Below are 12557 nucleotides of genomic sequence, written 5' to 3' on the forward strand. Positions count from 1 at the left end.
CCCCGCTCTCACTGTTGCCTTCTCGAAGGGGAAACGGGAAACGCCCCTCACGCCTTGTTGGTCCGGGCACGCGCGACCCAAGCTGGTTGCTGCGAGGGCGGCTTGCCCGGAGCGGAAGAGACGGAGGTCAGCAATGCTCCAGCAGGCTCAAAACGCCCCGCGGTCGTCCCGGTTCGGGCCCGAACTGCGCCGCCTGCGTACGGCCAGAGGAGTCACTCTCGGAGGGCTCAGCGCCCTCGTGCACTACAGCAAGAGCCAGCTGAGCAAGGTCGAGCGGGGCCTCAAGGCCCCCTCCTCCGATCTGGCCCGCTTGTGCGACAACGCCCTCAAGGCCGAGGGCGCCCTCATCTCACTTGTCCCGCCGGCCCGTTCCGCTTCAGCACCGGCACCGGCACCAACACCGGAGCACTGTGCCGCGACGGAAGCGGAAGAAAGCGAGTTCTGGCTGATGCAATTCGATCCGACCGGCTCCGCCTGGTTCCGTCCGGTGGCCCGTCGCAGTGTGATGGCGGCGGGAGCGGCAGGTGCCATGGCCCTCGGGATGCCCGCCGCCCCGGCTCAGGGGCACACACCGGGCTTCCTGTCGCAGGCCCGCTCGCTCTTCTACCGGGCGATGGGCCAGACCACTGCTCCCGGCCTCGTTCTCCCGGCCTTGGTGGCGCAGACACACGCGCTCCGCACCCTGGCGGAACGCACCGAACCGCCCCTGCGGCGGGACGCGTTCGTGCTGGCCTCCCGCTACGCGGAGTTCGTGGGCTGGCTGGTGCAGGAGACCGGCGACGACCGCGCTGCCCTGTGGTGGACCGATCTCGCGGTCCGGACGGCACGCCGGGGAGGCGACGAGGGCCTGGCCGCCTACGCACTCGTACGCCGGGCGCTGGTCGCCTTCTACGCCGAGGACGGTTCCACGACGGTGGGTCTCTCGCGCCGGGCTCAGGCGGCGGAGCCGCAGGAGCGCATCGCCGGGCTGGCCGCACAACAGGAGGCGCAGGGATACGCGCTTCTGGGCGACCACTCCGCCTGTATGAAGGCCCTCGACCGGGCCCGTGCGCTGCTGTCCCAGCCGGACCGGTCGGGCGCACCGGTCATCGGCACCACGAATCTCAGCGATCCGGTTTCCATGATCACAGGCTGGTGCCTCCACGATCTGGGCAGGCCGCAGCGCGCGGCGGAGATCCTGGACGAGCAGGTCTCACGGCTGCCGGCGCACGCACTGCGCACCCAGGCCCGCTATGGCGTACGGCGGGCCCTCGCCCACGCCCAGGCGGGTGAGATCGAGCACGCCTGCACGCTGACGGAGCGGCTCCTCGACACGGTGGACACGGTCGGTTCGGCGACCGTGCGTACCGATCTGCGCCGCCTCGCCCGCGTCCTGGCACGTCATCCCTCCGTGAGATCCGTACGCGAGCTCGACCACAGGCTCACCGCCTCGCTGCACATGTGACGCACTCCGCACGCGGCACCGGAGTGCCGGTGCGCGCTGCCGTCTCCTCCTACCACCGACGGAAAGGAAGTACCGCGTGTCCCGTACCGACATCCTGGTCAACTACCGCACCAGCGACGAGCCGGCCAGTGCCCGTCTCATCGCCGACGGTCTCGCCGCGTCCTTCGGTAAGGACCGGGTCTTCTGGGACCACGAATCCATCGGCGCCGGGCGGCAGTACCCGGAGCTGCTGCGCACCGCCGCCCGGACCTGCCGGGTGCTCGTCGTCGTCATCGGCGAGAGGTGGCTCGAGGCGCGCGACGCCCGCGGCCGGCTACGGCTGGAGAACCCGGACGACTGGACCCGGAGGGAGATTGTGGAAGTCCTGGACCGCGGGGCACACGTCATCCCCGTCCTGGTGGCTCCTCGGACATCGCCGCTGGTCCGCGCGGAACTCCCCGATGGTCTCGCGGAGCTCGCGGATCTCCAGTTCCGGCAGTTCAACCCGCGGACGAGGGACCAGGACATCGCCACGCTCTGCCGCGACCTCGCCGAGCTGTTGCCCGGCGCCGCCACGGACCACGGCCCGGCCGCACCAACCGCTCCGGCCGCGCCGTCGGCCACCAGCACCCGCAACATCGTCGAAGACACCGGGCAGGGCTCCATCACCGTCCAGGCCAGGGATGTCTCCGGCTCGCTCGGCTCTTTCGTGAGCAACCCGCAGGGGCCGGTGCACACGGGCTCAGGCGCACAGCACAACACCACGCACAACAACACGACGCATCACAACACCACGCATGCCGGCTCGCACAACGTCAACTTCCACGGCGACCGCGTCAATTACGTCGCGGGAACCAACAACGGCGGTATGCACCAGGGCGGGGACACGGGCAACGCCGGGCCGGCGGAGGGAGACGGCACCCGGTGAACGAACAGCCCCACACACGGGTCACCGATCCCTCCGGGAACGTCCACACCGGGAGCGGACCCCAGTACAACAATTCGCATCACTATTACGGCTTGAGGATCGATCACTCAGCGCTGAGCGTGTCCACGAAAAAGGCGACACAGACACTCGCGCCCGATGACCTCTCCCGCTTGCGGCGGCATTTCGTTCCTCCCTCCGGCCTGGGGACCGCCAGGGCGAAGCTCTCCGAGCGCGGAACGGTCCTGCTGTGCGGCGCCCCAGGATCGGGGCGCCGCAGTGCCGCTCTGATGCTGCTGTGGGAACCGCATCGCGGTCCGGGACGTCTGCATCAGCTCGACGAGCAGGACACGGAGGCGAACGGTTCCGTCCTGGACACCGACCAGATCGAGGCCGAGGACCGTATGCTGCTCGATCTGACCTCCGCCGACGACGACCGGGTCCGCCAACAGCTCAGCGCACTGCCGCACTTCCGGGCGGCGCTGCGGGAGCGGGGGGCCTCGCTGGCGATCGTGATGGACTCCCGTCAGCGTCAGCTGGTGCCCGCGGAATTCGCCTCCTTCGTCGTCGAGGTCGAAAACCCAGAGCCCTTGCGGGTGCTGAAGAGGACGCTCTTGTACGAGGGTGTCGAACCGGACGCCCGGGAGTGGGAAGCCCCGCGTCTCACGGCGTTCCTCAGCAGTGCGGGAACCGGCACGGTCGCGGAACTGGCCGCCGCCATCCTGCACGAGCGGCAGCACGGACGTCCTGCCGATACCTTCGCCCTCTGGCGTGACCGAGCACTGGCCAAGCTCGCGCCCCTGGAACGAAAAGAGGTCGTCGCACGGATCGAGCGGCTGCTCGGCGGGACGGACGCGGCGCTGGTGCTGACGACGGCGCTGCTGCCGGGTGCACGCGCGGACTTCCTGGAGTCGGCCGCGGAGGACATGCTGGCCGTCCTGCGCCACCCGGCCGACGACCAACCGGTCCTCGGCCGGACCGCCCTCACGACCCGGCTGGACGCGTTCGACGCCCGGCTGGGCGAGGGCAACCGCGTGGAGCTGTCCGACGGCTTCGCCGCCGCCGCCCGCGACTACTTCTGGGACAACTACCCGGCTCTGAGGCATCAGCTCGTGCCCTGGGCGGAACGTACGGTGAGTGCCCCCGCACTCGCCAAGGAGGAGCGCTACGCGTTCGTGGACCGCTACGTGGAGCAGTGTCTGCGCGTCGGAACACCCGAGCCGGTGCAGGATCTCGTCGACAGGTGGACGCGGCCCGACAGCACGCAGGCCGAGGCGTCGATGGCCGCGCGTGCCCTCACCCTCGGTGTGCTGGACCGACGGCACGGCTCCTGCTTCCGCCGCCAGATCTACGACTGGGCACGGAAGCCCGGACTGCAACCGGCCCGGGCGCACGTTCTGATCGGGGTGTGCCGGGGAGCCCTGGCGGCGTCCTACCCGGACCAGGCCGTGACCAGGCTCCTGCACCTGGCACGCCGGCAGCGGGGCACTGCGGCGGGCGAGGCGCGCGACAAGTTGCTCGAGCTGACGGGTGAGGACGCCCGGCTGTACCGGCGGGCCTTGTCGGCACTCGTCGGCGACGCGGGCGCCCCGCAGCCCGTCGACTCCCGGCTCTTCATCGCCCTGGCCGCGCCGGAACGGCTCACCGCCCCGCGGGACGGCGCACCGGCCCTGATCCGCGGCCGACGAGTGAGGGAGCAGTTGTCCGAGGGGTGGCGCCGGGCGTTCACCCAGCTGCCGGCCGAGGCGTGGAGGCGGCGACTGGCCGACTGGCTGGACGAGGCCGCGCGCAGCCCGGCCGAGCGTGAGGCGCTGCTCCACGTTCTGGTCGGCTCGTGCGGTCCGCAGGGCTCCGCGCTGACCGATCTGTACGGCGCCGTGCGGAAGTGGGCGTCCGCTGCGGCGGACCGCTCCTGCGTGTTCGACGCCTTCTGGGAGGCGTGCGCGGCAGCGCTGGGGCTCGAACCCTCGGTGACCGGGCGGGAGGCGCGGGTATGAGTTCGGGACACAGGACAGCGACAGCCTTTCTCACGGTGCTGGCCGGGCTGCTGGTGCTGATCCTCGGCCTGCTGGGAAGCTGGCCACTGTGGGCGTGGTCGGCGGCGCTCGTGGGCGTGGTGTGTGCGGGCATCGTCCTGGCGAAGGTGGCAACGCCCCGTCCGCACCCGCTGGCACAGCAGTACGACACCGAACCGGATCTTCCGGTCCCGCCTCCGGAACGCCGGGCACAGAAGATCAGGGAGGTGTCCCTGCGCAGTGCGCTGCCGGACTACGAATTCCTCTTCTCGGCGACGGTCCGCTGGTGTCCGCTGCCCGAGCCGCCGAACGCGCCCGCCATCAACCCGGCCGGCGTCGCCGTGAGCGCCCTGCTGGAGCGGGCCGAAGAGCTCACACGGCAGTTCCCGCCGCACCGGCACTCGCTCGCGCAGCACCAGCTGAACGGCGCGCTCGGCACCATGCTCCCCGACCCGACCGGCCGTCTCGACGTGATGGCGGAGGATGTCTCGCTGGTCCTGGCCGAGGCCGACGCGGAGCGGCTCAGCCGGCTGTCGACCGTCCGCAAGGAGCAGGCCGTGTGGGAGCACGAACGCAAGGCGGAGTGCGACAAGCGCGCCTATCTGGGTGACGATGTGCTCAAGGACACCGGCAGCGCCGTGGTGTGGTGGCTTGCGAAGAACGACGACCAGATCAAACGCGCCGTCGACGACATCGGTGTCCTGGCACAGCTCTCGTCCGCCGCCAACAACGAGGACGTGCCGGAACTCTTCCGGCACATGGTGCCCTACCCGGTGCCCACCCCGGAACAGGAGCATGTCAAAGATCCGTTCCCCGCCCCGGGAACCGACGGGAGCCCGTTCTCGCACGCGTACGCCAACGACGCGCCCGGTGTGTTCGGCCACTCCGTCAACGGCTCCTCCGCCGCGACCACTGCCTCGGCGACGGACCTGCTGGGCCTGCTGCTGGAGCGGCTGGGGTTCGAGCCCGGCGACGACCGGGCCTCCATGGTGGCCCGAAGCGTGGCACACGTCGTGCGCGCCTCGGGTGGAAGCGCCACGGCGCAGGACATCCTCGACACCTTCGACCCCCCGGCTTGGGAGGACAAGGAGGCCCGGCAGGGCAAGGAGTCCCGACAGGACGAGAAGCCCCGGCAGGACGGGGAGGCCCGGCAGGACGAGAAGCCCCGGCAGGACGAGAAGCCCCGGCAGGACGGGGAGCCCCGGCAGGACGGGGACAACAGTGAGGGCGGGCAGAACGGAAAGCGCGGGGAAGAACCGGACGAGGACCCGCCGGCCACTGTCCGCTCTCCCGTCTGATCCGGCCGCCCCGGCATACGGAAGACCCGGCACCCCGCCAGCATGGGGTGCCGGGTCTCCGGCATGGTCAGGTGCCCGGTGCGGGCGGGAGGGCTAGAGCCCGACCGCCTTGCGCAGGGCGTCCACCCGGTCGGTGCGCTCCCAGGTGAAGTCGGGCAGCGCACGGCCGAAGTGGCCGTACGCGGCGGTCTGCGCGTAGATCGGCCGCAGCAGGTCGAGGTCGCGGATGATCGCTGCCGGGCGGAGGTCGAAGACGTCCGAGATGGCCTGCTCGATCTTCTCGACGTCCACCGTGGCGGTGCCGAAGGTCTCCACGAAGAGGCCGACCGGCTCGGCCTTGCCGATGGCGTAGGCGACCTGGACCTCGCAGCGGGAGGCCAGGCCGGCGGCCACCACGTTCTTGGCGACCCAGCGCATGGCGTACGCGGCGGAGCGGTCCACCTTGGACGGGTCCTTGCCGGAGAAGGCGCCGCCGCCGTGGCGGGCCATACCGCCGTAGGTGTCGATGATGATCTTCCGGCCGGTGAGGCCGGCGTCGCCCATGGGGCCGCCGATCTCGAAGCGTCCGGTCGGGTTGACCAGCAGCCGGTAGCCCTCGGTTTCCAGCTTGATCCCCTCGTCGACCAGGGCCTTCAGCTCCGGCTCGACGACGAATTCGCGGATGTCGGGTGCCAGCAGGGAGTCCAGGTCGATGTCGGCGGCGTGCTGCGAGGAGACCACGACGGTGTCCAGCCGCACGGCCTTGTCGCCGTTGTACTCGATGGTGACCTGGGTCTTCCCGTCGGGGCGCAGATACGGGATCGTCCCGTTCTTGCGGACGGCCGACAGCCGCTCGGAGAGCCGGTGCGCCAGCGTGATGGGCAGCGGCATGTACTCGGCGGTCTCGTCGCAGGCGTAGCCGAACATCAGGCCCTGGTCGCCGGCGCCCTGCTCGTCGAGTTCGTCCTCGTCACCCTCGACACGGCGCTCGTAGGCGGTGTCGACGCCCTGCGCGATGTCGGGCGACTGGGCGCCGATGGACTCCGAGACGCCGCAGGAGGCGCCGTCGAAGCCCTTCTTGGAGGAGTCGTAGCCGATCTCCAGGATCTTGTTGCGGACGAGCGTGGAGATCGGCGCGTAGGCCTTGGTCGTCACCTCTCCGGCCACGTGCACGAGGCCGGTGGTGATCAGCGTCTCGACGGCGACCCGGGAGTGCGGGTCTTCCTTGAGGAGGGCGTCGAGGATCGTGTCGCTGATCTGGTCAGCGATCTTGTCAGGGTGACCCTCGGTCACGGATTCCGAGGTGAACAAGCGGCGCGACACATCGCTCCCTGGGGTTGCAGCGGCTGCTGGCTGAGCATGGGGCGGACCGGTCGGGGGCTGCGCCCAAGCACGGTCCGCGGCCAGTTTATCCATCTCCGCCTGCATCCAATCACGGACTCTCGAACTCCGAGACGACCACGAGCCCCTCGATCCGAACTCCAGCACCAACCGAAGATGACCGGAGATCCGGACAAGTCGGGGCGTGTCGGGTGCCCGGATTGCCCGTCAAGAGCGCCTTTCCGGCCCCGTTCGACCAATTCCGGCCCAGTCGGGGGACAGCCGTGTCCGGCGGCACATTCCCCCGCGCGCCCCCCTTGAGGGTGCCCCCGGAGCACCCCGCTACCGCTTCCCGGCCCGGCGGGGGATCAGCCGGACACCGCGTCACGCTCTCCGGAAATCGGACGAAGCACCCGGATAACGGACGGAGCGGGAGGGGATGGAGTGGTTTCCCGCCCCGACGGTACACCCCTCCTGGTCACCCGGCGTGACCGCTTCGCCGCGTCAGCGTCCGCGGAAAGGCCCCGCGCGGGCGGCCCCCGCCTCACCCGGGCGGGGGCCCGCGGAACTCAGGAGGGCGAACCGCCGGCGGGGAGACGCGCCGCGATCAGGTCCCAGACGGTGTCCGCCAGTGCTTCCTTGGGGCCGTACGGGACCGGCGTCTCGGTGCCGTCCGCCCCCAGCACGACGGCTTCGTTCTCCTCCGCGCCGAAGGTCTTGCTCTCCCCCACCTCGTTGACGACGAGGAGGTCGCAGCCCTTCGCGGCGAGCTTGGCGCGGCCGTGGGCGAGGACGTCGTCGGTCTCGGCGGCGAACCCGGCCACGACCTGCCCTGCGCGGAGCCGGGCGGCGGACAGTTCCGCGAGGATGTCGGGGTTGCGGACCAGAGCCAGGGGTTCCGGTTCCTGGCCGTCCTTCTTCTTGATCTTTCCGGTGGCGTAGACGGCGGGCCGGAAGTCGGCGACGGCCGCGGCCATCACCACGGCGTCCGCGTCGGCGGCGGCGCGCAGGACGGCCTCCCGCAGCTCGACGGCGCTGCCGACGCGGACGACGTCCACACCGGCCGGGTCGGGCAGGGCGCTGTTCGCGGCGACCAGCGTCACCCGGGCCCCGCGCGCGGCGGCGGTCCGGGCGAGCGCGTAGCCCTGCTTGCCGCTGGAGCGGTTACCGAGGAAGCGCACCGGGTCGAGGGGTTCGCGGGTGCCGCCGGCGCTGACGACGACGTGGCGGCCCGCGAGATCGGTGGCCGCGCCCGCCGCGCCCCGGGCCAGCACCCGGCGGCAGACGTCGAAGATCGCGTCGGGGTCGGGCAGCCGCCCCTTGCCGGTGTCCTTCCCGGTCAGCCGGCCCACGGCGGGCTCGATGACGACGGCACCGCGGCGCCGCAGCGTGGCGACGTTCTCCTGGGTGGCCGGGTGCTCCCACATCTCGGTGTGCATCGCGGGTGCGAAGACGACGGGACAGCGCGCGGTCAGCAGTGTGTTGGTGAGCAGGTCGTCGGCGAGCCCGTGGGCGGCCTTGGCGAGCAGGTCCGCGGTTGCGGGTGCGACCACGACGAGATCGGCGCTCTGTCCGATGCGTACGTGCGGGACCTCGTGGACGGACTCCCACACCTCGGTCGCCACGGGGTGCCCGGTCAGTGCCGACCAGGTGGCCGCGCCGACGAAGTGCAGCGCCGCTTCGGTGGGCACGGCCCGCACGTCGTGGCCGCTCTCGGTCAGCCGCCGCGCCAGCTCGCACGCCTTGTACGCGGCGATACCGCCGCTGACACCGAGTACGACCTTGGGCCTGGCCTTCCGGCCGCCGGCCGTCTCGTCCCCGGCCGCCGTCTCGTCCCGCTGCTGCGTCACTCGTTCCTCTCCCCACGCGCGTCGCTGTGGCCCCGGTGGCACACAGGGATATGACACACCAGGGGCCCGGCAGCCGCGCTGCCGGGCCCCTGGTGGAAGTGGCGCCGACCGGCCTACTGGGCGACCGGCGGAGCCTCGACGGACTCCGAGGTGAGCAGGCCGGCGTTGATCTCGCGAAGCGCGATGGAGAGCGGCTTCTCGTGCACGTGGGTGTCCACCAGCGGGCCCACGTACTCGAGGAGGCCCTCACCGAGCTGCGAGTAGTACGCGTTGATCTGGCGCGCGCGCTTGGCCGCGTAGATCACGAGGCTGTACTTGGAGTCGGTGGCCTCGAGCAGCTCATCAATCGGCGGGTTGATGATGCCCTCGGGCGTGGTGATGGAAGAGGACACTCTCTGCCTTCCGAAGGGTGAATAGAGGAGGAATCGATGTGCGCGCCAACGCTGCGACGTCGTGCTGGATGGTACGAGGCCGGGCGCTGCGAGGCCGATCGATACGCATCGAGATCAATCGATACGCATCAAGGCTAGCAGCTCGGCGCTGACCTCCTCGACGGAGGTGTTGACCAGGGTCCGGTCGAACTCCGCCTCGGCCGCCAGCTCGGTGCGGGCCGCCGCGAGCCGCCGTTCGATGACCTCCGGCGGCTCCGTCCCGCGGCCGGTCAGCCGCCTGACCAGCTCTTCCCAGCTGGGCGGGGCGAGGAAGACGAGCTGCGCCTCGGGCATGGACTGCTTGACGAGCCGGGCCCCCTGGAGGTCGATCTCCAGCAGGACCGGCTCCCCGCGCTCCAGGTGCTCCAGCACCGCCTGGCGGGGTGTGCCGTAGCGGTTGCCCGCGAATTCGGCCCACTCCAGCAGCTCGCCGTTGGCGACCAGCTTGTCGAACTCCTCGTCGTCCACGAAGAAGTACTGCACTCCGTGGCGCTCGCCCGGACGGGGCTTTCGGGTGGTGGCGGAGACGGAGAGCCAGACCTCCGGATGGGCCTTGCGCATGTGCGCGACGACCGTGCTCTTGCCGACCCCGGAGGGACCGGAGAGCACGGTCAGCCGCGACGTGCTGACCGGGGGTGCCGGGGTCTCCCCCCGGGGAACTGCAGAACTCATGCAGCGATTATCCCGGTTAACGGGAGTGCCTGAGACCTCAGGCGTGCGTCCCGCCGAACTCCTTCTCCAGGGCGGCGATCTGGTTGGAGCCGAGGCCACGGACCCGGCGGCTCTCGGAGATCCCGAGACGCTCCATGATCTGCTTGGCGCGGACCTTGCCGACGCCGGGCAGGGACTCCAGAAGAGCCGAGACCTTCATCTTGCCGATCACGTCGTTCTTCTGGCCCTGCTGGATGACCTCGTGCAGGGACGCGCCGGAGTGCTTGAGCCGGTTCTTGACCTCGGCGCGCTCCCGGCGAGCCGCGGCGGCCTTTTCGAGCGCGGCTGCGCGCTGTTCAGGGGTAAGGGGCGGAAGAGCCACGCCTACGTCACCTCGGATGTCGAACTGTCGGATACGGATCGGTGAGGAACCTAGTCACTCCCCACCTGCGGAGCAATGAGCAACGCGCCTGTTCGCGGTGCTCTCGACGGAGACTAGCGGGCGGGAGCGCAGGAGTCAGCGAGAACAGACGAAAAGTCCTGGTCAGCCTCGCTCGACCAGGACATTTCTGGACATAGCAGACCCAATTTTTACAGCTCCACTACGTCCGTGGCCCGCCGCCGGCCGCGATCAGTCCAGCGCGGCGCGCACCTCGTCGGCGAAGCGGGCCGCGGAATCCCGCAGTCCGCTTGGGTCGGGTCCGTGACGAAGCACACCCCGGCTCACACTGGGCACGACATTCCGGACAGCTGGCCCGAAGACCGCCGGCAGATCCGCCGGGGTCGCGCCCTGCGCCCCGATCCCCGGCGCCAGCAGCGGGCCGTTCACCGCCAGGTCGAAGGAGGACAGGTCGCCGAGCGTCGCCCCGACCACCGCCCCGAAGGACCCCAGCGGCTCGGCCCCCGCATTGTGCTCCGCCAGATGGCGCAGCATGGTGGCCGCGACCGTCGTGCCGTCGTCGCGGACCGCGCGCTGCACCTCCCGGCCCTCCGGGTTGGAGGTGAGCGCCAGGACGAACAGCCCGGCGCCGCTCGCCTCGGCCGCCTGGAGTGCCGGGGCCAGCGCGCCGAAGCCGAGGTACGGGCTGACGGTGAGGGCGTCCGCGAACAGCGGGCTGTCCGCGTCCAGGAAGGCGGCGGCGTAGGCGCCCATGGTGGAGCCGATGTCGCCCCGCTTGGCATCCATGATCACCAGTGCGCCGGCCGCCCGTGCCTCGGTGACGGTCCGCTCCAGTACGGCCACGCCGCGCGAGCCGAACCGCTCGAAGAACGCCGCCTGCGGCTTGAGGACCGCCACCCGGTCGGCGAGCGCCTCCACCGTCGTGCGGCTGAACCGCTCCAGGCCGGCGACGTCGTCGTCCAGGCCCCAGTCGTGCAGCAGCGAGGCGTGCGGGTCGATGCCGACGCACAGCGGGCCGCGGGCGTCCATGGCGCGGCGCAGCCGGGCGCCGAAAGGTTCCGGGGCGCTCATGCGGCACCCTCCTTCGCGTGCTGTGCGCGGTGGTCGGCGCCGACCGCCTCGGCGAGCGTGGCGTAGGGGCTGGCCGCCAGCAGGGCGGCGAGGCCCTTGTGCATCCTGCGCATCCAGAAGGGGCCCTCGTACAGGAACGCCGTGTAGCCCTGCACCAGCGTGGCCCCCGCCAGGATGCGGCGCCACGCGTCCTCGGCGGTGGTCACACCGCCGACCCCGACCAGCGTCAGCCGGTCCCCCACCCGGGCGTACAGCCGGCGCAGCACCTCCAGGGAGCGGTCGTGCACCGGGGCCCCGGACAGACCACCGGTCTCGGCGGTCAGGGCGGAAGGGGAGCGCAGCCCCAGTCCGTCGCGGGCGATGGTGGTGTTGGTGGCGATGATGCCGTCCAGTCCCAGTTCGACGGCGAGGTCGGCGACCGCGTCGATGTCCTCGTCGGCGAGATCCGGGGCGATCTTGACGAGCAGCGGGACGCGGCGCGTGGTCACCACCCGGTCGGCGGCCTCGCGGACGGCGGTCAGCAGCGGCCTGAGCTGGTCGGTGGCCTGGAGGTTGCGCAGTCCGGGCGTGTTGGGCGAGGAGACGTTGACGACGAGGTAGTCGGCGTGCGGGGCGAGCGCTTCGGCGGAGGTGACGTAGTCGGCCGCCGCCTCGGCCTCGGGCACCGCCTTGGTCTTGCCGATGTTGACGCCGACGGTGGTGCGGAAGACGGGCCTGCGGGTCGCCAGCCGGCGGGCGACCGCCGCGGAGCCCTCGTTGTTGAAGCCCATCCGGTTGATCAGGGCCCGGTCCGGCACCAGGCGGAAGAGCCGCTTCTTCGGGTTGCCCGGCTGGGCGCTGCCGGTGACGGTGCCGACCTCGACGTGGTCGAAGCCGAGCATCGCCAGACCGTCGATGCCCTCCGCGTTCTTGTCGAACCCGGCGGCCAGACCGAGCGGGCCGTGCATACGGCGGCCCAGGGCCTCGATGCGCAGTTCCTTGTGGCGGGGGGCGAGGACGGCTGCGGCGTACGTGCGCAGGACGGGGATGCGGGCCGCCGCGCGGATCCAGGAGAAGGCCAGGTGGTGGGCCTGCTCCGGGTCCATCCGGCAGAAGACGGTGCGGAAGAGGAGTCCGTACATGGAGGTGATGGGTTCCTGTGGTGGTCAGGGCCCCGCCCCGCCCCCTCGGCGGGGACGGGGCGGGGGCCGCCCG

General features: G+C 71.2%; 11 protein-coding genes. 4 read left to right on the forward strand and 7 right to left on the reverse strand.

Annotated elements, in window-relative coordinates; translation table 11 throughout:
- Positions 1-133 precede the first annotated feature (133 nt).
- From IO40_RS0104115 to IO40_RS0104130, 4 genes are all read left to right on the forward strand, one after another.
- Positions 134-1444: a helix-turn-helix domain-containing protein gene (locus tag IO40_RS0104115; protein WP_031174892.1), complete on the forward strand. Its 1311-nt coding sequence runs from the start codon at positions 134-136 to the stop codon at positions 1442-1444.
- A 76-nt stretch (positions 1445-1520) separates the two neighbouring features.
- Positions 1521-2351 (forward strand): toll/interleukin-1 receptor domain-containing protein, encoded by an 831-nt coding sequence (locus tag IO40_RS0104120; RefSeq protein ID WP_041968493.1) that lies wholly within the window; start codon positions 1521-1523, stop codon positions 2349-2351.
- Between the two features lie 287 nt (positions 2352-2638).
- Positions 2639-4345 (forward strand): hypothetical protein, encoded by a 1707-nt coding sequence (locus IO40_RS37495; protein WP_031174894.1) that lies wholly within the window; start codon positions 2639-2641, stop codon positions 4343-4345.
- Complete coding sequence (locus IO40_RS0104130; protein WP_137016973.1) at positions 4342-5661, forward strand: hypothetical protein; 1320 nt, start codon at positions 4342-4344, stop codon at positions 5659-5661. Before IO40_RS37495 ends, IO40_RS0104130 begins: the two co-directional genes overlap by 4 nt.
- 93 nt (positions 5662-5754) lie before the next feature.
- Here IO40_RS0104130 and metK read toward each other — a convergent pair whose 3' ends face one another.
- From metK to IO40_RS0104165, 7 genes are all read right to left on the reverse strand, one after another.
- Positions 5755-6963, reverse strand: a complete 1209-nt coding sequence (metK, locus tag IO40_RS0104135; RefSeq protein ID WP_016467692.1) for a methionine adenosyltransferase — start codon at positions 6961-6963, stop codon at positions 5755-5757.
- A 566-nt stretch (positions 6964-7529) separates the two neighbouring features.
- The gene (gene coaBC / locus IO40_RS0104140) at positions 7530-8810 is read right to left on the reverse strand and encodes a bifunctional phosphopantothenoylcysteine decarboxylase/phosphopantothenate--cysteine ligase CoaBC (protein ID WP_016467693.1); all 1281 of its coding nucleotides are present in this window, start codon (positions 8808-8810) and stop codon (positions 7530-7532) included.
- A 113-nt stretch (positions 8811-8923) separates the two neighbouring features.
- Positions 8924-9202, reverse strand: a complete 279-nt coding sequence (gene rpoZ / locus IO40_RS0104145; protein ID WP_016467694.1) for a DNA-directed RNA polymerase subunit omega — start codon at positions 9200-9202, stop codon at positions 8924-8926.
- Positions 9203-9316: 114 nt separating this feature from the next.
- Entirely contained in the window at positions 9317-9913 is a 597-nt protein-coding gene (gmk, locus tag IO40_RS0104150; RefSeq protein WP_016467695.1) for a guanylate kinase, read from the reverse strand.
- A gap of 37 nt (positions 9914-9950) precedes the next feature.
- Complete coding sequence (locus IO40_RS0104155) at positions 9951-10274, reverse strand: integration host factor (protein WP_016467696.1); 324 nt, start codon at positions 10272-10274, stop codon at positions 9951-9953.
- A 249-nt stretch (positions 10275-10523) separates the two neighbouring features.
- Entirely contained in the window at positions 10524-11363 is an 840-nt protein-coding gene (pyrF, locus tag IO40_RS0104160) for an orotidine-5'-phosphate decarboxylase (RefSeq protein ID WP_016467697.1), read from the reverse strand.
- Positions 11360-12484 (reverse strand): quinone-dependent dihydroorotate dehydrogenase, encoded by a 1125-nt coding sequence (locus IO40_RS0104165; RefSeq protein ID WP_016467698.1) that lies wholly within the window; start codon positions 12482-12484, stop codon positions 11360-11362. Before IO40_RS0104165 ends, pyrF begins: the two co-directional genes overlap by 4 nt.
- Between the last annotated feature and the right edge of the window lie 73 nt (positions 12485-12557).

Source organism: Streptomyces albus subsp. albus (assembly GCF_000725885.1).
In the GTDB taxonomy this organism is placed as follows: domain Bacteria; phylum Actinomycetota; class Actinomycetes; order Streptomycetales; family Streptomycetaceae; genus Streptomyces; species Streptomyces albus.

Bases quoted from the DNA above. Each gene is read 5' to 3' on its own strand.
- IO40_RS0104130 (WP_137016973.1), top strand. From the start codon at position 4,342: ATGAGTTCGGGACACAGGACAGCGACAGCCTTTCTCACGGTGCTGGCC.
- pyrF (WP_016467697.1), bottom strand. From the start codon at position 11,363: ATGAGCGCCCCGGAACCTTTCGGCGCCCGGCTGCGCCGCGCCATGGAC.
- IO40_RS0104165 (WP_016467698.1), bottom strand. From the start codon at position 12,484: ATGTACGGACTCCTCTTCCGCACCGTCTTCTGCCGGATGGACCCGGAG.
- IO40_RS0104115 (WP_031174892.1), top strand. From the start codon at position 134: ATGCTCCAGCAGGCTCAAAACGCCCCGCGGTCGTCCCGGTTCGGGCCC.
- gmk (WP_016467695.1), bottom strand. From the start codon at position 9,913: ATGAGTTCTGCAGTTCCCCGGGGGGAGACCCCGGCACCCCCGGTCAGC.
- IO40_RS37495 (WP_031174894.1), top strand. From the start codon at position 2,639: ATGCTGCTGTGGGAACCGCATCGCGGTCCGGGACGTCTGCATCAGCTC.